This window comes from Sphingopyxis solisilvae (genome assembly GCF_015475875.1).
In the GTDB taxonomy this organism is placed as follows: Bacteria; Pseudomonadota; Alphaproteobacteria; order Sphingomonadales; family Sphingomonadaceae; genus Sphingopyxis; species Sphingopyxis solisilvae.
This window is the reverse complement of sequence record NZ_JADKYM010000003.1, coordinates 51,374-72,823: the sequence shown is the minus strand read 5'-3', so window position 1 is coordinate 72,823 and position 21,450 is coordinate 51,374. Positions and strand designations below refer to the sequence as shown.

The 21,450-nt window shown below is 64.9% G+C and carries 20 protein-coding genes and 2 tRNA genes; 14 read left to right on the top strand and 8 right to left on the bottom strand.

Annotated elements, in window-relative coordinates; all coding sequences use genetic code 11:
* Window positions 1-30 precede the first annotated feature (30 nt).
* The 4 genes from ftsH (at window position 31) to IR187_RS03420 (ending at window position 3,573) form a co-directional block, all read left to right on the top strand.
* Window positions 31-1,977 carry an ATP-dependent zinc metalloprotease FtsH gene (gene ftsH / locus IR187_RS03435; RefSeq protein WP_194953315.1) on the top strand — a complete coding sequence of 649 codons (1,947 nt, stop codon included), beginning with the start codon at window positions 31-33 and terminating at the stop codon, window positions 1,975-1,977.
* Window positions 1,978-2,097: 120 nt separating this feature from the next.
* Window positions 2,098-2,424, top strand: a complete 327-nt coding sequence (locus IR187_RS03430) for a hypothetical protein (RefSeq protein ID WP_228765512.1) — start codon at window positions 2,098-2,100, stop codon at window positions 2,422-2,424.
* Window positions 2,425-2,462: 38 nt separating this feature from the next.
* Window positions 2,463-2,948 carry a DUF11 domain-containing protein gene (locus tag IR187_RS03425; protein ID WP_194953313.1) on the top strand — a complete coding sequence of 162 codons (486 nt, stop codon included), beginning with the start codon at window positions 2,463-2,465 and terminating at the stop codon, window positions 2,946-2,948.
* 19 nt (window positions 2,949-2,967) lie between these two features.
* On the top strand, window positions 2,968-3,573 hold the full coding sequence (locus IR187_RS03420; RefSeq protein ID WP_194953312.1) for a DUF3800 domain-containing protein: 606 nt from the start codon (window positions 2,968-2,970) through the stop codon (window positions 3,571-3,573).
* Between the two features lie 308 nt (window positions 3,574-3,881).
* On the opposite strand, the gene rpoZ is transcribed toward IR187_RS03420, so the two are convergent.
* The gene (gene rpoZ, locus IR187_RS03415; RefSeq protein WP_194953311.1) at window positions 3,882-4,226 is read right to left on the bottom strand and encodes a DNA-directed RNA polymerase subunit omega; all 345 of its coding nucleotides are present in this window, start codon (window positions 4,224-4,226) and stop codon (window positions 3,882-3,884) included.
* A gap of 132 nt (window positions 4,227-4,358) precedes the next feature.
* Between rpoZ and IR187_RS03410 the strand changes: the two genes are divergently transcribed.
* Window positions 4,359-5,555 (top strand): phospholipase D-like domain-containing protein, encoded by a 1,197-nt coding sequence (locus tag IR187_RS03410; RefSeq protein ID WP_194953310.1) that lies wholly within the window; start codon window positions 4,359-4,361, stop codon window positions 5,553-5,555.
* 141 nt (window positions 5,556-5,696) lie between these two features.
* Here IR187_RS03410 and IR187_RS03405 read toward each other — a convergent pair whose 3' ends face one another.
* The gene (locus IR187_RS03405) at window positions 5,697-6,335 is read right to left on the bottom strand and encodes a class I SAM-dependent methyltransferase (RefSeq protein ID WP_194953309.1); all 639 of its coding nucleotides are present in this window, start codon (window positions 6,333-6,335) and stop codon (window positions 5,697-5,699) included.
* 188 nt (window positions 6,336-6,523) lie between these two features.
* Here IR187_RS03405 and IR187_RS03400 point away from each other — a divergent pair, with 188 nt between their 5' ends.
* On the top strand, window positions 6,524-7,804 hold the full coding sequence (locus IR187_RS03400) for an MFS transporter (RefSeq protein ID WP_228765511.1): 1,281 nt from the start codon (window positions 6,524-6,526) through the stop codon (window positions 7,802-7,804).
* On the opposite strand, the gene IR187_RS03395 is transcribed toward IR187_RS03400, so the two are convergent.
* Complete coding sequence (locus IR187_RS03395; RefSeq protein WP_194953307.1) at window positions 7,801-10,128, bottom strand: CDC48 family AAA ATPase; 2,328 nt, start codon at window positions 10,126-10,128, stop codon at window positions 7,801-7,803. The two genes, IR187_RS03400 and IR187_RS03395, sit on opposite strands and share 4 nt — an antisense overlap.
* A 142-nt stretch (window positions 10,129-10,270) precedes the next feature.
* Here IR187_RS03395 and IR187_RS03390 point away from each other — a divergent pair, with 142 nt between their 5' ends.
* The gene (locus IR187_RS03390; RefSeq protein ID WP_194953306.1) at window positions 10,271-11,149 is read left to right on the top strand and encodes a LysR substrate-binding domain-containing protein; all 879 of its coding nucleotides are present in this window, start codon (window positions 10,271-10,273) and stop codon (window positions 11,147-11,149) included.
* A gap of 368 nt (window positions 11,150-11,517) precedes the next feature.
* Here the strand turns inward: IR187_RS03390 and IR187_RS03385 are convergent.
* Window positions 11,518-11,592, bottom strand: a tRNA-Thr gene (locus IR187_RS03385).
* A 118-nt stretch (window positions 11,593-11,710) separates the two neighbouring features.
* Here IR187_RS03385 and IR187_RS16935 point away from each other — a divergent pair.
* Window positions 11,711-11,839: a hypothetical protein gene (locus tag IR187_RS16935; RefSeq protein ID WP_267463750.1), complete on the top strand. Its 129-nt coding sequence runs from the start codon at window positions 11,711-11,713 to the stop codon at window positions 11,837-11,839.
* Here IR187_RS16935 and IR187_RS03380 read toward each other — a convergent pair.
* Both IR187_RS03380 and IR187_RS03375 read right to left on the bottom strand, forming a co-directional pair.
* Window positions 11,829-12,143: a DUF1905 domain-containing protein gene (locus IR187_RS03380; protein ID WP_194953305.1), complete on the bottom strand. Its 315-nt coding sequence runs from the start codon at window positions 12,141-12,143 to the stop codon at window positions 11,829-11,831. The genes IR187_RS16935 and IR187_RS03380 overlap by 11 nt on opposite strands.
* 50 nt (window positions 12,144-12,193) lie before the next feature.
* Entirely contained in the window at window positions 12,194-13,180 is a 987-nt protein-coding gene (locus tag IR187_RS03375; RefSeq protein WP_194953304.1) for a peptidylprolyl isomerase, read from the bottom strand.
* Between the two features lie 73 nt (window positions 13,181-13,253).
* Here IR187_RS03375 and IR187_RS03370 point away from each other — a divergent pair.
* Window positions 13,254-13,344 (top strand) — tRNA-Ser (locus tag IR187_RS03370).
* Between the two features lie 5 nt (window positions 13,345-13,349).
* On the opposite strand, the gene IR187_RS03365 is transcribed toward IR187_RS03370, so the two are convergent.
* Window positions 13,350-14,441, bottom strand: coding sequence for a flavin reductase (locus tag IR187_RS03365; RefSeq protein WP_194953303.1), 1,092 nt, complete (start codon window positions 14,439-14,441; stop codon window positions 13,350-13,352).
* A gap of 109 nt (window positions 14,442-14,550) precedes the next feature.
* Window positions 14,551-15,531, bottom strand: a complete 981-nt coding sequence (locus IR187_RS03360) for an NAD(P)H-dependent flavin oxidoreductase (RefSeq protein ID WP_194953302.1) — start codon at window positions 15,529-15,531, stop codon at window positions 14,551-14,553.
* Window positions 15,532-15,652: 121 nt separating this feature from the next.
* On the opposite strand from IR187_RS03360, the gene IR187_RS03355 reads away from it, so the two are divergent.
* The 5 genes from IR187_RS03355 (at window position 15,653) to IR187_RS03335 (ending at window position 21,448) form a co-directional block, all read left to right on the top strand.
* Entirely contained in the window at window positions 15,653-16,834 is a 1,182-nt protein-coding gene (locus tag IR187_RS03355; RefSeq protein WP_194953301.1) for an acyl-CoA dehydrogenase family protein, read from the top strand.
* A gap of 109 nt (window positions 16,835-16,943) precedes the next feature.
* Entirely contained in the window at window positions 16,944-18,038 is a 1,095-nt protein-coding gene (locus IR187_RS03350) for an acyl-CoA dehydrogenase family protein (protein ID WP_194953300.1), read from the top strand.
* On the top strand, window positions 18,035-19,240 hold the full coding sequence (locus IR187_RS03345) for an acyl-CoA dehydrogenase family protein (RefSeq protein WP_194953299.1): 1,206 nt from the start codon (window positions 18,035-18,037) through the stop codon (window positions 19,238-19,240). The genes IR187_RS03350 and IR187_RS03345 overlap by 4 nt, the downstream gene beginning before the upstream one ends.
* A 10-nt stretch (window positions 19,241-19,250) precedes the next feature.
* On the top strand, window positions 19,251-20,033 hold the full coding sequence (locus tag IR187_RS03340; protein WP_194953298.1) for an SDR family NAD(P)-dependent oxidoreductase: 783 nt from the start codon (window positions 19,251-19,253) through the stop codon (window positions 20,031-20,033).
* Between the two features lie 164 nt (window positions 20,034-20,197).
* Complete coding sequence (locus IR187_RS03335) at window positions 20,198-21,448, top strand: acetyl-CoA C-acetyltransferase (protein WP_194953297.1); 1,251 nt, start codon at window positions 20,198-20,200, stop codon at window positions 21,446-21,448.
* Window positions 21,449-21,450 lie beyond the last annotated feature (2 nt).

Genomic DNA, 21,450 nt, shown 5'->3' with positions numbered 1-21,450 from the left:
CGGCACAGCGCCGTTGAAGAAAGATTCCGTATGCAGGACGACAAGGAACCGCAGGGCAACCCCTGGATGAAGAGCGTGATGATCTGGAGCGGCATCCTGCTGGCCATGCTCCTCGTCGCCTCGATGTTCGGCGGTGCCGCGCAGCCTGCGGGTGGCGCCATGGCCTATTCGGAGTTCCGCCAGAAAGTCGAGGAAGGCGCCGTCAAGGATGTCGTGCTGTCCGACGACAAGGTCACGGGCACATTGTCGAACGGCGACCGGTTCACCGCCAATGTCGTGCGCGATCCCGAACTGCTGAAGATGCTCAACGACAACAATGTCAAATATGACGGCAAGGCGACCGAAGCCCCGAACTTCTGGATGTACATGCTCATCCAGTCCCTGCCCTTCATTCTCATTCTTGGCATTGCTTTTTTCGTGTTCCGGCAGGTTCAGAAAAATAATGGCTCGGGCGCGATGGGTTTCGGCAAATCGCGCGCCAAAATGCTGACCGAAAAACAGGGCAAAGTGACGTTTGACGACGTTGCCGGGATCGACGAAGCGCGCGAAGAACTGGAGGAAATCGTCGAGTTTCTGAAAGACCCCACGAAATTCTCCAAGCTCGGCGGCCAGATTCCGAAGGGCGCGCTGCTCGTCGGCTCGCCCGGCACCGGCAAGACCTTGCTTGCCCGCGCGATCGCAGGTGAAGCGGGCGTCCCCTTCTTCACCATTTCGGGTTCGGACTTCGTCGAAATGTTCGTCGGTGTCGGCGCCAGCCGTGTCCGCGACATGTTCGAACAGGCCAAACGCAACGCGCCGTGCATCGTCTTCATCGACGAAATCGACGCGGTCGGCCGCCATCGCGGCGCCGGGCTCGGCAATGGCAATGACGAGCGCGAGCAGACGCTCAATCAGCTGCTCGTCGAAATGGACGGGTTCGAGGCGAACGAAGGCATCATCATCGTCGCGGCGACGAATCGCCCCGACGTGCTTGACCCCGCGCTGCTGCGTCCGGGCCGCTTCGACCGCCAGGTCGTCGTGCCGCGCCCCGACATCGAGGGGCGCCAGAAAATTCTGGAAGTCCACACCCGCAAGAAACCGCTCGCCCCCGACGTCGACCTGCGTCGCGTCGCGCGCGGTACGCCGGGCTTCTCGGGCGCCGATCTGGCCAATCTTTGCAACGAGGCGGCGCTGCTCGCCGCACGCAGAGGCAAGCGCCTGATCGCCTCCAACGAGTTTGAGGAAGCCAAGGACAAGGTCATGATGGGCGCCGAACGCCGCTCGATGGTCATGACCGAAGACGAGAAGAAATCGACCGCCTATCACGAGGCAGGTCATGCGCTCGTCTCGCTGCATGTCGATGGTTGCGATCCGCTCCACAAGGTGACGATTATCCCGCGCGGCCGCGCGCTGGGCGTGACGTGGAACCTGCCCGAACGCGACCGCTATTCGATGAGCATGAAGCAGATGAAAGCGCGGCTTGCGCTCTGCTTCGGCGGTCGCATCGCGGAACAGCTGATCTACGGCAAGGACGAGCTCAACACCGGTGCGTCGAACGACATCCAGCAGGCCACCGACATGGCGCGGTCGATGGTCATGGAATATGGCATGTCGGAAAAGCTCGGCTGGCTGCGCTATCGCGACAATCAGGACGAGGTGTTTCTGGGCCACAGCGTCTCGCGCGCGCAGAACATGTCCGAAGAGACCGCCAAGCTGATCGACGCCGAAGTGCGCCGCCTGGTCGAGGAAGGCGAAAAGACCGCCCGCAAGGTGCTGACCGATCACCTCGACGAACTGCACCTTCTCGCCGGGGCGCTGCTCGAGTATGAAACGCTGTCGGGCGAAGAAGCCAAGCGCGCGATCAAGGGCGAGGACATCGGCCGCCAAGACGACGCCGACAAGGGCAACAAACCGCTGGTCGGCCATGCCGGTTCGCTGCCGCAGATCAAGCGCAAGCCGCGCGGTCCGTTCGGCGACGCAAGGCCGCAGGGCGCCTAGGGTTTCGGCCGCGATGGTGGATTCAGCCACCATTCATTACCGGCGGGCATGGATCGCGGGATGCTTGCAATGAACCGCCGCGTCCTGCCCGCACTCTGCGCCGCGCCCTTGTTATGCGCGATGGCGCCCGGCGACATGAGCGTTGCGGCTTTTCTGGCGCAGGCCGATACGCTGAGCCGCCTCGGCCCCCTCGCAATGGCCACGCCGCAGGCTGGCGTTCTGCGCAGCGAGGTGATTGCAGCCGGAAAGCGTTATAAGGCGCGCATTGACGCCGATCGTCGCGCGGGCCGCAAAACAAGCAGTTGCCCGCCCGAAACCGGAACGCTGACCCCGGATCAATGGCTGACCCATCTGCGTTCCTATCCGCCGCCGGCGCGCAAAACAGTCAATATCCATATGGCATTCGACGCACTGATGAAGAAGCGCTATCCCTGCCCGGCGGCCTGACCAGCCAGATGGGGCAGCGGATGCAAAGGGAGGCGCAAATGAATCAAAAGCATTGGATGTCGCTGGCACTGATGGTCGCCGCCACGATCGCCGCGCCGCCCGTCGGCGCGCAGGGCGGCGGCGTACTGACCAACAAAATCGAGCTTGAAAAGCGGGTTGCGGGAGCCGACGGCGCCCCCGATTCGATCAGCTACACGGCGCCGGAAACGGTGGTGCCCGGCGATCGCGTCCGCGTTACGCTGACTTTCACCAACAACGGGGCCGCCCCCGCCACCGGGATCAACTTGGTCAACCCGGTTCCGGACGCCCTGGTTTTCGACGGAGCCGACGAGTCGGCGGGCTTTGGTGTATCGGTCGATGGCGCCAAGACATTCGGCGCGCTCGGCGACCTTCGGGTGCCAGATCCGAACGCCGAACCGCGCCCGGCGACCAACGCCGACGTGACCCATGTCCGCTGGCTGTGGCCGGACGCCGTACCGGTCGGCGGCAGCCGGACGGTCGCTTTTTTCGGTCGCGTCCGCTGACCGCGCGGCGCCTGCGCCCATGACCATCTATTGCGACGAATCGGGCGGCCTCAACGCCGGGGCGATGACCTTCGCTGCCGCAATGCTGACCCCCGACGCGGCCGCCGATATCCATCGCCGCTTCAGGGCGGTCACCGGGCTCCGCGGCGAGCTCAAGGGCAGCCGCATCAGCCTCGTCGAGCGCGCCTACCTGCTCGAACTGTTCGATCGCGCCGGTGGCCGCGCCTGGGTAGCGGTCGCGACGCGTGATTCATGGGATGGGACACCCGGCGACGCCCTTCCCAGCGACCTCGCGCTCTATGCGGCGCTGCTCAATCTGGCGGTCGGGCGCTGGCTGCCCGAGACCGGGGGCGTGTGCACCGATGTTGTCATCGACGACGGGCGTTACGATGCCGGGATATTGAGCAGGGTGCGGACCGAAATCCAGGCCGGGCTTGGCCATTGGGGGACCGCGTCGCTGGCCGACAGCCAGCGGAGCGAGGGTGTCCAGATCGCCGACGTTATCGCCAACAGCCTGTTCAACATCGCGGTAAAATCGCCGCGCGCCCATCGTATCGAGCAGATTATCGAGCCGATGCTGGCATCGAAAGCGATACGGGTAGCCGAGCTGACACAGGTTTCGTAGTTGGGGAGGTCGGTTTTGGGGTCGAAAGCTGTCGTTCAAACAGGAGAACGCCCTCCCCTGAAGGGGAGGGGCTTTAAAGCCACAATCGGTCGAAACGCGGCATTCTATAAAATTCGCGCAGAGGCGCAGAGGTCGCAGAGCTGAAGCGCACGCCCCTTTGCGATCTCTGCGCCTCTGCGCGAATCCTGTTCAAACTCGGCCCTTCGGTCAAAAGCCCGCAACCGATCACAAGTAGACATCCCGCCAACCTCGCCGCACAAAAAAGGGCCGCAGTTTCCTGCGGCCCCTTATCGCTTCAAGCGCTTCGCTTATTCGAAGTCGCCGCCGCCACCGGCGGGGCTGCGCGGCGGGGCTGCGGCGGTCAGGCGCAGCGCTTCGGCGGAGCGGCTGATCGAGCTGATTTCGTCGGGCGTGTCGTCGTCGTCGATCACCACCTTTTGCAGCGTCGAAACGAGCGTTTCGGTCAGATCTTTCGGCCGCACTGTCTGTTCGGCGATTTCGCGGAGCGCGACGACCGGGTTCTTGTCGCGGTCGCGGTCGACGGTCAGTTCCGATCCGCCCGAGATTTCGCGCGCGCGATGCGCCGACAGCAGCACGAGGTCAAAACGGTTGGGAATCTTGTCGACGCAATCTTCGACGGTAACGCGGGCCATGTGTTTTCCTTGATCGAGGAGAGGCCAGCCAGAGGCATGGCAGCAAGCGCTGCGCGCTAGCAGCACCGCGGCTTGCTGTCAATCAAAGCGCCGCGCTTGCCCCCGCCGCCGCGACCCGCCTATGAGCGGGCGATGAGCGAAGCGACCTGTCTTGCCGGCCACCCCGATGCGCTGACAGCCGAGGTTGCCGGCCACCGGCTTGAGGTCATTACCGACGGCAACCTTCGTATCGACCGCATCCTGGCGCTCGTCAACGGCGCCGCGCGCAGCATCGACCTGGTCATGTACATATTCGATCACGACGAGGCCGGAACGCGCGTGCTCGATGCGATGACGGCGGCGGCGCAGCGCGGCGTACGCGTGCGCGCGGTCATCGACAGCTTCGGTTCGTCGGATTTGACCGACGACATCTTCGCCGCGCTGCGCGCCGCGGGCGGCAGCGTCACCTTTTTCTCGCGGCGCTGGCGATCGAGCTATCTGATCCGCAACCATCAAAAGCTGTTGGTCGTCGACGACGAAGTCGCGGTGACCGGCGGCTTCAATATCGCGTCGGCCTATCTGTCGGGCGATCGCAGCCTTTGTTGGTTCGACCTTGGCATCGTCGTGCGCGGGCCGTCGGTGGCGCGGATGGTCGCCTGGTTTGCTGAAATCCACGATTATACGGCGCATCACGACGGCAAGCTGTTCCTGCTGCGCCGTTTGATCCGCGAATGGCCGGTCGACAAGGGACCGGTCACCTGGCTGGTCGGCGGCCCGACACAGCGTCTGTCCCCATGGGCGCAGGCGGTGCGGAGCGACCTTACCGGCGCGTGCCAGCTCGACATGGCGATGGCCTATTTCTCGCCGGGGCAAGGCATGCTGCGGCGTCTCGGCCGCGTCGCGCGGCTTGGCCGCGCGCGCTTCATCATGGCCGCCAAGTCGGACAATGCCGCAACGATCGGCGCATCGCGCCTGCTGTACGGTTATCTGCTGCGCAAGGGCGCGACGATCTGGGAATATCGCCCGTGTAAGCTGCACATGAAGCTGATCGTGATCGACGATGTCGTTTACATCGGCACCGCCAATTTCGACATGCGCAGCCTGTTCGTCAACGTCGAGCTGATGCTGCGCGTCGCCGATGCGGGTTTCGCCGAGCAGATGCGCGGATTTATCGCGGCGCAGCGTGAGGATTGCGACAATATCACCGCCGCGGCGCACAAGGCGCGCGCCGGATGGCTGACGCGCCTGCGCTGGACGCTCGCCTGGTTCGTGGTCGGCGTGGCGGACTATACGGTGTCGCGGCGGCTCAACTTCGGGCTCGGCGAAACCGACCCTGATCTGGAAGTTTAGGTTGTATCGCCATTCAGCTCAGGGCGAGCCGAAAATGGTGATTTTTCGTGACCCGGAGCGCAGCGTACTTAACGTACGTGAGCACCGGAAGCGCGGGAAATCGCCATTTGCAGGCCGCCATGGGGTGAATGGTGGTACAACCTAGTCTTTCCAGCCCCAGAACAGGAAGCATGGCGGCACGTTCACCCATTCGAACGCGTGGTCGATGCGCGCAAAATGCGGGGCGAGGAAATCGCGCGCGCGGGCGCGAAACTGATAGACCAGAAAGGCGCCGCCGGGCCGCAGCACCTTATGTGTCGCCGCGGCAATCGCCGGCCCGACACCCGCTGGCAGGGTCGAAAAAGGCAAGCCCGACAGAACATAATCGGCCTGGTCGAAGCCGTGCGCGGCGATGATGTCCTCGACGTCGGCGGCCGACCCATGCACCGCAATGAAGCGGCTGTCGCGGATGTCTTTCCGCAGATAGTCGATAAAATCCTCGTTGGTGTCGATCGCGATCAACGTCGCATCGCCCGCCATTTTTTCGAGCACCGGGCGGCAGAATGTCCCGACGCCGGGGCCATATTCGACGAACAGCTTGGTGTTCTTCCAGTCGACGGGTTTCAGCATGTGGCGGATCAGCGTCGGCGACGACGGAACGATCGATCCCACCATGACCGGATGCTTGATGAAGCCGCGGACGAACATGCCCCACGGCCCGAAAAAGCGTTTGAGCCTCATCCGAACCCTGCGGGCGAGCGGCGCTTTGGTTTCTTGGGCGTGCGCCCGCGGATTGGTCATGGTCGCTTTCGCATTGTTGCCGTTGGCAAGGGCGTGGCAAAATCGGCGCGGGCGCGCAAGGAAAGAGTGTGTCTTGACTCTGGACAGCCTTGCGACCGCGTGTAGGGAAAGGCGCGGGTTGCGGACCTCTGGACGAAAAGGGCACAGGCGGCATGGCGACGATATCGCGCTCGATTCCGGCGGATCGCATGGCCGTGCTCTTTTCGGTGATGCTTGTCGCCGCGGCGGGCAACACCGCGATGCAATCGATCCTGCCCGCGATCGGCGCCAAGCTGCACATCCCCGACGTCTGGGTCAGCCTGGCGTTCAGCTGGTCCGCGCTGCTGTGGGTGCTGACCGCGCCGCACTGGGCGCGCCAGTCCGACAAGCGCGGGCGCAAGGCGCTGATGGCGCTGGGCGTCGTCGGGTTCATGGCGTCAATGGCGCTGTGCGGGCTGACCTTGTGGGCGGGGTTGCAGGGTTATGTCGCGGCGGGCGTGACTTTCATCATTTTCGCCGTGTTTCGTAGCCTCTACGGCGGCTTCGGATCGGCCGCGCCGCCCGCGGTCCAGGCCTATGTCGCATCGCGGACCGACCCCGAGGAACGCACCCAGGCGCTGTCGCTCGTTTCGTCGTCGTTCGGGCTCGGCACGGTGATCGGCCCGGCGATCGCGCCCTTTTTCATCCTGCCCTTCGTCGGGCTGTCGGGTCCGCTGCTGGTATTCGCACTGATCGGCCTGCTGGTGCTGATCATGTTGCGCTGGCGGCTGCCCGACGATATGCCGCGCTTTGCCGCGCGCGGCGCGATCGTCGCCTATCCGACCGCCGCCGGCTCGCCCGCGAGTGCTACCGAGGAAGGCGAGAATGACGGCGTTCCCGCCGAGGACGCCCCCGGCCCGGCGCGGCTGCGCTGGACCGACAAAAGGGTGCGGCCGTGGCTGCTCGCGGGCTTTTACGGCGGTCAGGCGCAGGCGATGATGCTCGGCGTCATCGGCTTCCTCATCCTCGACCGGCTCGACATGCGGCTCCGCCCCGACGAGGGCGCGGCGATGACGGGCATCGTCCTGATGGCGGGCGCGTTCGCGACCTTGCTAGCGCAATGGGGACTGATCCCGCTGCTCAAGCTTTCGGCGCGGACCGCAGTACTGGTCGGGTCGGCGCTCGGGGCAGGCGGATTGCTGATGACCGGGCTGTCGTTCGACCTCCACGGGATCATCATCGGCTTTGCCCTCGCCTCGCTCGGCTTTGGCCTGTTCCGACCCGGCTTCACCGCCGGAGCATCGCTGTCGGTGCCGCGCCGCGATCAGGGCAGCGTCGCCGGGATGACCGCGTCGATCAACGGGTCGGCCTATATCGTCTCGCCCGCGGTCGGCGTCCTGCTCTACAATTGGCACCCGATGGTCGCCTATGGCCTGATGGCGGGCTTTTGCGGCTGGCTGGTGCTGTGGGGCTGGTCGGCGCTGCGGTTGGACCAGCCCGTAGCGCGTTAGTCCTTCACCGAATCCCCGGCATGTTTCTGGTCGCGCACCGGCTTCAACATGCCGGGCGCGAAGAAGCCGATCGGGTTGACGCTCATCGCCTGTTGCTTGATCTCGCCCTGGATTTTTTCATAATCCTTTTCCATCGCTTCGGTGACCGACGCCCGCGTGTCTTTCAGCGCCGCGTCGAAATCGGCCATCGTCACCGTATCGCTGTTGATCGACCGCTTGAGCGCCGCCAGACCGGCGCGGCGCGTCAGATCTTCGAGGTCGGCGCCGGTGAAGCGATCCGACTTTTCTGCCAGCACCGCCAGATCGACATCGTCGGCGAGCGGCATCTTGCCGGTCTGGATCTCCAATATCCGGCGGCGACCTTCCTTGTCCGGCACCGAGACATAGATCAGCTCGTCGAGCCGTCCGGGCCGCAGGAGCGCCGGATCGATCAGGTTCGGGCGGTTCGTCGCCCCGATCACCACGACCGACTGCATTTCCTCGATCCCGTCCATTTCCGCGAGGATCGTGTTGACCACGCGTTCGGTCACCTGCGGCTCGCCCGACGCCCCGCCGCCGCGGGCGGGCACAAGGCTGTCGAGCTCGTCGATAAAGATGATCGTCGGCGCCACGGCGCGGGCGCGGGCAAACAGGCGGGCGATCTGCTGCTCGCTCTCGCCATACCATTTCGACAGCAGGTCTGACGATTTGATCGCGATGAAATTGGCGTCCGACTCGCGTGCCGCCGCCTTGGCGAGCAGCGTTTTGCCGGTCCCCGGCGGGCCATAGAGTAGAAAGCCCTTCGCCGGACGGATGCCGAGCCGCCGGAACGCTTCGGGATGCTTGAGCGGCAGTTCGATACCCTCGATCAGCTTGTCGCGCGCCGCGTCGAGTCCGCCGATGTCGCTCCACCGCGTTTTCGGTGCCTGCACCATCACCTCGCGCATCGCCGACGGCTGGATGCGTTTCAGGGCATTGTTGAAATCGTCGCGCGTGACGCGCAGTTCGTCGAGCACTTCGGGCGGGATCGTCCCGTCCTCCAGATTGAGTTTCGGCATGATCCGGCGCACCGCTTCGATCGCCGCCTCGCGCGTCAGCGCCGCCATATCGGCGCCGACAAAGCCAAAGGTGGTGCGCGCCAGTTCGGCAAGGTCGACATCGTCCGCCAGCGGCATACCGCGCGTGTGGATGCCCAGTATCTCTCGCCGCCCGCTTTCATCGGGCACCCCGATGACGATTTCGCGGTCGAACCGGCCCGGGCGGCGCAACGCCTCGTCGATCGCATCGGGGCGGTTGGTCGCGGCGATCACCACCAGATTGGTGCGCGGTTCCAGCCCGTCCATCAGCGTCAGCAGCTGTGCGACCAACCGCTTCTCGGCCTCGCCCGTCACCTGCCCCCGCTTCGGCGCGATCGAATCGATTTCGTCGATGAACAGGATCGACGGCGCCGCCTTGGCCGCCTGCTCGAAAATATCGCGCAGCCGCTTTTCGGATTCGCCATAGGCCGACCCCATGATTTCGGGGCCGTTGATCAGGAAAAATTGCGCTTCGCTTTCGTTGGCGACCGCGCGCGCCAGCCGCGTCTTGCCGGTGCCCGGCGGCCCGTGCAGCAGCACCCCGCGCGGCGGATCGACGCCCAGGCGGCGGAACAGTTCGGGGTAACGCAACGGCAGCTCGACCATCTCGCGCAATTGGTCGATCGTCTCGCCCAGCCCGCCCAGATCGTCATAGGTGACGTCGGTGCGCCGCGCGTCCTGCGGCTCCTGAAATTCGGGCAGCAGCTCGACTTCGGTATTTTCGTCGATGAATACTATGCCTTTGGGGCTCGCCGACACGACCAGCAGGCGCACTTCGGCGAGCGCGTAGGCAGGCGCGTTCAGCATCTGGCGCAGCTGCGGCGGCATATTGCCCGATTCGAGCCGCTGTTGTCCGGCGGTCGCCACCGTGTCGCCCGCGACGAGCGGCCGCCCGAAAAAACTGCGCTTCAACGCATTCGCCGAGCCCTGCAACCGGAGGTTTTCCTGCGCCGGAGCAAACACCACGCGCGTGGCAGGGCGCGGATCGGCGCGGCTCAGCACGACCATATCCCCCGCCCCGGCGCCCGCATTCGCGCGCTGCAAGCCGTCGAGGCGGATCACGTCCAGCCCTTCGTCCTCGGGATAAGGCGCCACGACCCGCGACGCCGTCTGGCGCTTGCCGCTGATCTGGACGATGTCGCCCTCGGTCAGACCCAGTTCTGCCATGGCGGCGCGCGGTATCCGCGCAATCCCGCCGCCGCTTTCCTCGGCGCGCGCGTTTGCGACCTGCAATTTCACCTGTTTTTCTTTTACCGCCGCATCGGCCAAGGCGCATCTCCCTCAAAAAGGTCAGAATGCGAAAGATAGGGCGGTCGTTCCCGATTTGCGACCCCTCTGCCGCTTCGGCGCTTTGACGCACTGCACAAATTTGTGGCAAGTCGCGCCGCGGCATGTATCATCGGCGCCCGATATGCCCCGCCTTCCTCCCCTCAGCAGCATGGAGGCCTTTCTCGAGGTCGCGCGCCACGGCACGGTGAAGGCGGCTGCGATCGAGCTGGGGCTGTCGATGCCGGCGCTGTCGCGGCGCATCCAGACCCTCGAACATGCGGTCGGGCGCCCGCTGTTCAACCGCCATCATCACGGGCTCAGCCTGACCGAGGCGGGACGCGCGCTACAGGAACAGCTCGCGCCGATCCTCGACGAACTGCGCGGCGTGATCGGACGCGTCGGCAGCCCCGACGCCGCTCTGCGTCTCCACCTCAACGTGCTGCCGCTGTTCGCGCAGCAGCGCCTGTTTCCGCGCCTGCCCGAACTCCGCCGCGAACATCCCGAACTGCACATCGACATCGACACCATGTCGCACGCCGAAGCGCGGCTGGGCGACGGGATCGACGCCGCGATCGCGCTCGCCCGAACGATCGACCCGGCACTGTACGCCGCGCGGCTCGATCAGGACAAGGTCTTCCCGATCGCCGCGCGGACACTCACCGACGGCGATCGCGCGATTACCGTGCCCGAACAATTGCAGCGCATGACCGTGCTGCTCCACCGCGAAATGCCCGAAACCTTTACCGAATGGCGCAAGGCGATCGGTATGCCCTATCTGGAGCCCGCTGGGATCGATTATTTCGATTCGGGACCGCTGATGCTGGAAGCGGCGGCGCAGGGCATCGGCATCGCCTTCATGCACGGCCATCATTTCGACGACGCCCACGATCCGCGCCTGATCCGCCTGTTCGATTTCGACGTCGACAGCCCGTACAGCTATTGGTTCGTGTGCCGCCCGCGCGCACTACGCCAGCCCGCCGTGAAGCTCTTCCACGACTGGCTGCTGGGGGCGAAAATCTAAAGCCTGCCGCAAAGGCGCATTTAAACAATCACTTCGGCGCGTCCTCGGCATCCGCCCTATCGCGATGAAGTTGATCCTCACGCGCGCGCCTTCGTGCGATTTTTTGGTCGTGTCGATTATACCTCGCGTAGAAAACGACGCAGACTGCCGCAACGAGCATAAGGGTGATGAGGCCGTAGGCGATCCACAATCTCGTTTCGATGTCATGAACTCCCTCGAGGCGCCAGAGCCTGCCTCGACTCCCTATACCGTCGACAGGCACAAAGGTTCCGTGCCGGAGAGCTAATCATCGATATACCCGCCGTCGACGCCAGCTATCGATCCGCCACAATGGCGACACGTCCAAAGATAGCGAGCAATGGAGGAAATGGTGCTGCTGGACAGGATTGAACTGTCGACCTCGTCATTACCAATGACGCGCTCTACCACTGAGCTACAGCAGCAACCGGGCGCCCGGCGAACCTCTGTTCGGTGGGCAGGCGCGGCCTATGGCGGGGCGCCCCGCGCCTGTCAAGGTGCGAGGGTTGACGCTGGGGCGATTTCGCGGGCATGGCCGCATCCGTGACCAAGCCACCCTCCCCCGCCGACATCGAACGCGAACGCCGTCTGGCCGAGGCGCTGCGCGAAAATCTGCGTAAACGCAAGGCGCAGGCGCGCGATGCCAAGGCCGCGACACCGCCTAGAGACTGATCGTCACCGTCACATCGTCGCCCTCGGCCAGTCCCTCCGCCTTGCGCACCGCGGCCTTCACCGGCAGCAGCCAGCCGCCGCTTTCCTTGTGCGGGAACACCGATGTCTGCCAGCTTGTCTCGCCGATCGTCACATCGACCCGCGCCGAGCCGAATCCCTTGCGGACGCCCAGCCACTGGCCGCTGATCGCCGCGATCCGGATGCCGTCGGCGGCGTCGCCGGTAATGGTGACGAAGAACCACGCCGCGGGCGCCGTCGCGGACTGCCAGCGCCAGAGCGGGGCCGTGACGGTAAAACTTTCCATCACCGTAGCGCTGAGCCTGTCGAAGGGCGCCTATAGATCATTCACCGACATCATTTCCCATCACCGGCAACGCGAACCGGGACCGGGATGTTACAGATGTCCGCCCCGCCCGCCGGCCTGATGAAAAACGGATCGCGGCGATTGGCGCGGGCATCGGCGTAGCGCGCGAAGCTGTCGCTTTCGGTCGACAGATATTCGAACCGCGGGTGGCCGGCGGCGGGCAGTTCGGTAGCGATACGGACCGATGCGATCGGAACCCGCTCGGCCTCGGTCTCGTAGAAGCCCAGCGCACCGGTGCCGCGCGGCAAACTCGACAAATGTTCGATCCCGCTGATCACGCGGCCGACGAGCGCTATATTTTGGTCAAGGTGGCGCGGAGCATGGCCGATGACGGTGTAAAGCTCGGCGCCCGTTCCGGTATCGGGCGACAGATTGCGGCCGACGCCGACCATGCCGTAGCAATGGACGGGCCAAAATTCAAACTGCGGCCCGGCGGCCATAGGAAAGCCTGCCGCGAAACCAACGACACCAGTATACACATCTTCCGGTTTGTCCAAAGGCGGAGCTGGGGGCGGGCCCTTGAGTCCCTTTGTCACCATAAAAGCACGCGCGTTCACCGACGAGACGTTCTCAAAATTGGGGATCGATTTGGAAACATATTCGTCCTCCGCCACCGTCACCAACCCCTCCGGCAGCGCCTTCTTCTCCGTCGCATCGCCCCATTGCACGACATAATTGTCCTGCACCCGGTTGACGCTCGTCCCGTCCCACCAATGCGCGGCGGCGAGCTTGCGGATATTACCGATCCACCCCTGGCTGAACGGCGCGGGCATCAGCTGGATCACGACGCGGCGCGGCTTGCCTTTGGCATCTGGCGCCAGGTCCATCACCAGCAGGTCGGAGGGCGCGATCGCGATCCAGTCGCTCGCGGGCGCCGCCGCCGCAATCTCGCCCGGTGACGGAATCGGCGCAGGCTCCTGCGCGGTAACCGGAAGGGCGAGCGAAGCGGCCGCTGCGGCCAGAAGCAGATGTTTCATTGCGCGTGTGTGCCACGCTCAACCGACTTGCGAAAGCCCTGCCCAGCGATTAGGGCGCGCGTTCCAAGCATGCGGAGCGGTGGCCGAGTGGTCGAAGGCGCTCGCCTGGAAAGTGAGTATGGGTCAAAAGCCCATCGAGGGTTCGAATCCCTCCCGCTCCGCCACTATTTCAAGCAAAATGCAGGCGCCGGTATTTGCCGCGGAAGTAGAGCAGCGGATCGCGATGCGGTTCGAACTGCGCACGCACGACCCGGCCAACCAGGATGAAGTGATCGCCCGCTTCGTGCAGCGATTCGCGCTGGCATTCGAATGACACCAGCGAACTGCCGAGCAGCGGGACGCCGGTCTGCCCCGGCGCCCACGGCAGGTTCGCGAAGCGATCCTCGCCGCGGGTGGCAAAGCGGTTCGATGCAGGCTGCTGCCCGATCTGGAGCACATTGACCCCGAAATGCTCCGCGCCGCGCAGCGCGGGCGCCGTCCCCGCCGAGTTGGCGATACACACGAGGAGTAATGGCGGGTCGAGCGAGACCGAGGTGAAGCTGTTCGCGGTCAACCCGACCGGCGTTCCCGCAGGGTCCAGCGCGGTCACGATGGTGACGCCCGTCGCGAAACAACCCATCGCATCGCGCAGCGTCCGCGGGTCCGATCCCGCTTGAAACTCGGTCGCCTCGCGCGGCTGGCGGCGTTCGAGAAAATCGAGCAACTGCCCCAGCAACGCTTCGGTCCGGTCGGTGTCGAGCGCCAGGTCGCCATCGTCGATATCGACGCGTTCGCCGATCGGCAGCGCGGAGGTGAAAGCATCGGCTGCGCTCCCGGTCGGCGCGGCAGCAAAGCCGCCGCGCACAACGAGCGTCGGCAGCGCCTGCCGGGCTGCGATGCCGTCCGCGATCGCATCGGCATCGTCGGGCATATCGACCAGCACCAGCCCGCCCGCGAGCAAAATGCCGTCGGTCGCCAGCGCGCGCGTCGCGATCCAGCCGCCGTGCCGCGCGGCAACCACCACCGGGCGCGACCCCATTTGCGCAAGCACCAGCCGCAAATCTTCGACATGGGCGGCGAGCTGGTCAACGCCGCCGGGCGCGCGCAGGTCGAGATTGACCACCCGGCGCCCCGACAGCACCAAACCGTCCGCCACGGCCCGCCACGCCGCGCGCGACTCCCCGAAGTCTGGAATCAACAGCACCGCCGGGTCATTGTCGTCGCCCAGCACATCGGCGGTCAGCGGGACGCCGCCAAAACCCTTATATTCGATGAGGCTCAAACATCCCCCCTGGCGCACCGGCGGGCGATAACGCCGTGGGCAACGAGCTGATCAGATTGCGAAGAATCGGATCATATCGAAAGCCCGCGCGGCGCGCCAGCATATCGGCCTAGCGCCGCATCGCAGCTAGCCGCTGGTCGACGATCGCGTCGGCGTCGGCGATGATCCGGTCGATCAGCTGCTGGCAGGTCGGGATATCGTGGATCAGCCCCTGCACCATCCCGGCCCAGAATACGCCCTTGGACAAGTCGCCGGTTTCGAGCAGTTCGCGCCCCGCCTTGCCGTTCACCAGTTCGGCGACATCGGCAAAGGTCGCATCGGGCTGGGCCAGGCGGCGCACCACCTCTTCGCTCACCGCGCTCTTGCCGACGCGCGCCGTGTTCTTGAGGCTGCGGAAGATCAGGAAGCTGCCGCGCTCGTCATTGTCGATATAGGCCTGTTTCACATTGTCGTGGATCGGCGCCTCGACCGTCGCGCAAAAACGCGTACCCATGTTGATCCCCTCGGCGCCGAGCGCGAGCGCCGCGACGAGCCCACGCCCGTCGCCGAAGCCGCCCGAGGCCAGCATCGGGATCTTCACCTTGTCGGCCGCGGCGGGGATCAGGATCAGGCCCGGAATATCGTCCTCGCCGGGATGCCCCGCGCACTCGAAGCCATCGATCGAGATGATGTCGCATCCCGCGCGCTGGGCCGACAGCGCATGGCGCACCGCCGTGCATTTGTGGAGGATGGTGACGCCGTGCGGCTTCAGCATCTCCCAGATTTCGCGCACCGCCTGCGTCCCTGCGGTCTCGACGATCTTGACGCCGCCATCGATGATCGCCTGCGCATAGGCTTTGTAATCGGGGGCATTGATCGTTGGAAAAACGGTCATGTTCACCCCGAACGGCTTGCCGGTCATCGCGCGGCAGCGCTCGATCTCGGCGCTGAGCGCCGCAGGGGTCGGTTGGGTCAGCGCGGTCAATATGCCAAGCCCGCCGGCATTCGACACCGCGCTGGCCAGTTCGGCATAGCCGACGCTCTGCATGCCGCCCTGAACGATCGGATGCTCGATCCCCAGCATGTCGGTGATACGTGTCTTGAAAGCCATCTCGATCTCTCCTGTCCGGTGCTGCCCTTACGGCATCGTTGTTCCAATCCATGAAATAACTTGACGCTTACGTCAACGTCGGGTTGAGAAACGGGAAAGTTAGATAGCAAAGGGAATCGCGATGACGGCACAGCAGGGAATTTCGGCCCGCGCGCTGGCTATCGCCGCAAAGGTCGAGGCCTTTGTCCGCGAAACGATCATTCCCTATGAACGCGATCAGCGCCGCGACCATCATGGCGCCCCGACCGACGAACTGGTCATGGAGATGCGCGAGCATGCCCGCGCCGCGGGGGTGCTCACCCCGCACATCCTGAACGACGGCATCCACCTCAACCAGCGCGAGACCGCGGTAGTGCTCATCAAAAGCGGGCTGTCGCCGCTCGGTCCGCTCGCGTGCAACACGATGGCTCCCGACGAGGGCAATATGTATCTACTCGGCAAAGAAGGCAGCCCCGAACTCAAGGCACGCTTCCTGAAGCCGATGGTCGAAGGGCGCGTCCGTTCGGCCTTTTTCATGACCGAGCCGGCCGAAGAGGGCGGCGCGGGATCCGACCCGTCGATGATGAAGACGACGTGCCACCTTGACGGCAACCACTGGGTCATCAACGGCCGCAAGAGCTTCATAACCGGCGCCCAGGGCGCCCGCGTCGGCATCGTGATGGCGAAGGCGGCCGAAGGCGCGTGCATGTTCCTCGTCGACCTGCCCGATCCGGCGATCCGCATCGACGACGTCCCGAACACGATCGACAGCTCGATGCCCGGCGGCCATGCGACGATCACCATCGACAATCTGCGCATTCCCGCCGACCAGATGCTGGGCACGGCAGGCGAAGGTTTTCGCTATGCGCAGGTGCGCCTGTCGCCTGCCCGCCTGTCGCACTGCATGCGCTGGCTGGGTGCGTGCATCCGCGCGCACGAAATCGCAACCGACTATGCAAACCGCCGCGAAGCCTTTGGCAAGGCGCTGATCGATCATGAAGGCGTCGGCTTCATGCTGGCCGAGAATATGATCGATCTGAAGCAGGCCGAGCTGATGATCGACTGGTGCGCGGGCGTGCTCGACACCGGCTCGCTCGGCACCGTCGAAAGCTCGATGGCGAAGGTCGCGGTGTCGGAGGCGCTGATGCGGATCGCCGACCGCTGCGTCCAGGTGATGGGCGGCACCGGCGTCACCGACAAGACGATCGTCGAACAGATATTCCGCGAGGTTCGCGCTTTCCGCATCTACGACGGCCCGACCGAGGTCCATAAATGGAGCCTCGCGAAGAAGATCAAACGCGACTGGAAGGCGGCGTGCAGCTGACACGCCTGCCAGTTGCCGGGCAGGATTCGTAGCGTCAAAACGCTTGACGTTTACGTCAACGTCCGGTTCACTGGCCAGAACGAAATATGGGAGAAGGACGGGTACGCGAATGACCATCCTCTATGACGAAGGCCAACAGGCGATCGCCACCGAATCGCGCCGGGTGCTCGAGGCGCGGGTGAGCAAGGACGCATTGCTGCCGCTGCTGGAAACCGTCGGCGAATATCATCGACCTTTCTGGGACACGGCAAAGGAACAAGGGTGGACCGCGCTCGCCTTGCCCGAGGCGCATGGCGGACTCGGCCTCGGACTCGTCGAACTCGGGCTGATCGCGCATCAGGCCGGGCGCAGCGTCAGCGGCGCGCCATTTCTGACTTCGAACTTTGGCGCCGCCAAGGCGATCGAACTTTATGGAACCGACGCACAAAAAGCGCGGTGGTTGCCTGGGCTGGCTTCGGGTGAGACGATCGGCGCCATCGCCTTCGCAGGTGGCCCCGACGCATTGCCCCGCCAGCCCGAGGTGACGTTGACCGGCGATCTCCTCGACGGTTTCGCGCGCGGCGTTTCGGGCGGGCTGGCCGCCGATGTGGCGATCGTCCTTGCCAACGGTCCCGGCATGGCCGCGCTTGTGCTTGTCGATCTGGCGGGAGTCGAACGCTCGGCGATCGCAAGCTTCGACAACAGTCGCTGCCTGGCCGATCTTCACTTTGCCGCAACGCCCGCCGAATCCCTCGCAGTCGGCAGCGTGGCGCGTGACGCCGCGCTCCACATCCTGGCGCTGCAAGCGGTCGTCACCGCGCACGAACAGACCGGCGGCGCCGAGGTCCTGATGGAAATCGCCCGTGACTATGCCCTGACCCGCCGCGCCTTTGGCCAGCCGATCGGCGCCTTCCAGTCGGTGAAGCACCGCATTGCCGAGCTTTACGGGCTCGTCGAACTCGCCCGCGCCAATTGCATCCACGCCGCCGCCCGCGAAGGCCAGGCCGATTTCATCACCGCCGCGGCCGCCGCACGGCTGTCGGCGACCGAAGCCTATGACACCGCGGCGCGCGACTGCATCCAGATCCACGGCGGTATCGGCGTGACGTGGGAGCTCGGCCTGCACCTCCATATGCGCCGCGCGCGCAGCCTGGCGATCGAACAGGGCAGCAGCCTGTTCTGGGAGGATGTGCTGGTCGACCGTCTGGCAGGAGAAGCCGCATGAGCGATCTCGAAATTTACCGCGCCAAGGCGGCCGCGTGGCTCGAATCGATGGCGCCGACCTATGGCCGCGCGGCGCGCAAGGGATTGTCGGAAGCCGACGACCTCGCGCTCGGACGCCGCTATCAGAAGGCGAAGTTCGAAGCGGGCTATGCCGGGATCAACTGGCCGACCGAATATGGCGGCCAGGGGCTGACCCATCTCGAAAAGGTCACCTTCGACGCCGAGGAGATGAAACACGGCTTCCCGAACTTCTATTTCGGCATCTCGCTCGGCATGCCCGTCCCGGTGCTGATGCAGTTCGGCAGCGACAAGGAGTTCGTCAAGGAACGCGTGCTGAAAGCGCTGCAGGGCGAGGAAATCTGGTGCCAGCTGTTCTCCGAACCCTCGGGCGGTTCCGACCTTGCGGGGCTGCGCACCCGCGCCGAACCCGACGGCAACGGGTGGAAGATCAACGGCCAGAAAGTGTGGACCAGCTGGGCGCATTATAGCGATTATGGCGTCATCGTCGTGCGCACCGACCCCACCGTCCCCAAGCATAAAGGCCTGACCTATTTCTGGGTGGACATGAAAGCGCCGGGGGTCACCGTGCGCCCGATCAAGCTGGCGGGCGGCGACAGCCACGTCAACGAGGTGTTTTTCGACGATGTGAAGATCAGCGATGATCATCGCATGTCGCCGGTCGGCGGCGGCTTTGCGGTCGCGATCACCACGCTGATGATTGAACGCTATGTCGCAACCGACAGCGCGGGTTTCGGCCCGCACCTCGACCTGTTTGTCGATCTGGCCAAAGAAACGCTGCTCAATGGCAAGCCCGCGATCGAGGACGGCCGCATCCGGCAGCAGATTGCGCGCAACCATGCGATGCGGTCGGGGCTCGATTCGATCAACGTCCGCGCGCGCCTGATGATGCAGGCGGGGATGATCCCGGGCGCGGAAGGATCGCTCAACAAGCTGGTGGCGGTGCGATCGCGTCAGAAGCTCTCCGAGCTCGCGATCGACCTGCAGGGCACCGACGGTTTTACCTTCGACGAACATGCCTCGCAAAAGGAGGATTGGGCGTCGAGCTGGATCAACGCCCCGACGGGCCGCATCGCGGGCGGATCGGACGAGACATTGCTCAACACGATCGCCGAAAAAGTGCTCGGCCTGCCGCAGGATCATCGCCCCGACAAGGGCATCCCGTTCAACCAGATTCCGGCCTGAGGAGCCCCCGATGAAGATTGATTCCACCGTTTCGGCCGTTGTCACCGGCGGCGCCTCGGGTCTCGGCCGCGCCACCGCGGAGGCGCTCGCCGCCGCAGGGGTCAAGGTCGCGATTTTCGACATCAACGACGCGCTCGGGGAAGAGGTCGCTTCCTCGATCGGCGGCCTGTTCGTTCATGTGGATATTACCGACGAACAATCGGTGCTCGACGGCTATGCTAAAGCGCGCGCAGCGCATGGCCAGGAACGCGTCTGCGTCCATTGCGCGATGACGTCGCGGCGCGGCAAGACGCTCGCCTATGACAAAGCAACCGGCGGATATCGTCGCACCCCGACCGCGGATTACGCGTTCGGCGTCGAAGGCATCCTCACCGCCAGCTACCGTGTCGCCTCGATCGCTGCCGAGGGCATGGCAACCCTCCCCGAACTGGAGGACGGCGAACGCGGCGCAATCATCCTCACCGCGTCGGTCGCCGCGCAGGACGGCCAGATCGGCCAGGTCATCTATGGCTCGGCGAAAGCGGGGGTGAATGGCCTCGTCCTGCCGATGGCGCGCGACCTGATGGACCTTGGCATTCGCGTCAACGCGATCATGCCCGGCGTGTTCGGTACGCCGCTGCTCAACAATATGAACCCCAAGGTCAAGGAAAGCCTCGAAGCGTCGGTCCCCTTCCCCAAACGGCTCGGCAAGGCCGAGGAATATGCGAGCCTCGCGATGGAGATGGTCCGCAACACCTATTTCAACGGCCAGGCCGTCCGCCTCGACGGCGCGATCCGCATGGCCCCCCGGTGAGATATGGCACCGTCCCCTTTCCGTTCGTGTCGAGCGAAGTCGAGACACGTGAAGGCACGCACGAACTCGGCGTGTCTCGACTTCGCTCGACACGAACGGGGTAAGAGGCACGTTAAGCCATCAAATCATTCCGTTTCCGAAATTTCGCTCTGAAAGGACATCCCATGCCCGAAGCCTATATCATCGACGCCGTCCGCACCCCTCGCGGGATCGGCAAGCCCGGCAAGGGCGCGCTGTCGCACCTCCACCCGCAGCATCTGGCCGCAACGGTGCTGAAGGCGATCAAGGACCGCAATAATCTCGACACCGCGACGGTCGACGACATCATCTGGTCGACGTCGAGCCAGAATGGCAAGCAAGGTGGCGACCTTGGCCGCATGGCCGCGCTGTCGGCGGGGTACGACACCAAGGCATCGGGGACGACGCTCGACCGGTTCTGCGGCGGCGGCATCACCTCGGTCAACCTCGCCGCCGCGAGCGTGATGAGCGGCATGGAAGATTGCGTCATCGCGGGCGGCACCGAAATGATGAGCTACACCAGCGCCTTCGCCGCCGAACAGGCGAATGCCGGCCTGCCCCCGCGCCTGATGGGATCGGGGCACGACGCGCTCGACGAACTCCACCCGCAATCGCATCAGGGCGTGTGCGGCGACGCGATCGCGACGATTGAGGGGATCAGCCGCGAGGCGCTCGACGCGCTCGCGCTCGTCAGCCAGCAGCGCGCCGACCGCGCGATCAAGGAAGGCCGCTTCGCCAAATCGGTCGTCCCCGTGCACAACCCCGATGGCAGCTTGGCGCTCGACCGCGAGGAATTCCCACGTCCCGAAACGACCGCCGAAGGCCTTGCAGCGCTCAAGCCCAGCTTTGCCGGCCTCGCTGACTTCGACATGGGCGGCGGCTTCACCTTCCGCAAGCAGATCAACCGGCGTTACCCGGACCTCGAAATCCAGCATTTCCATCATGCCGGAAACTCGTCGGGCGTGGTTGACGGCGCCGCCGCGCTGCTCATCACGTCAAAGGAATATGCCGACAAGCACGGCCTGAAGCCGCGTGCGCGCGTCGTCGCCTATGCCAATATCGGCGACGACCCGACCTTGATGCTCAACGCCCCCGTCCCCGCCGCAAGGAAGGTGCTGGAAAAGGCGGGGCTGACCAAGGACGACATCGACGTCTGGGAAATCAACGAAGCCTTTGCCGTCGTCGCCGAAAAATTCATCCGCGACCTCGACCTCGACCGCGAGAAGGTCAACATCAACGGCGGCGCAATGGCGCTCGGTCATCCGATCGGCGCCACCGGGTCGATCCTGATCGGCACCGCGCTCGACGAGCTGGAATGCTCGGGCGGTCGCTACGGCCTCGTCACCATGTGCGCTGCGGGCGGCATGGCGCCTGCGATCATCATCGAACGGCTCTGACC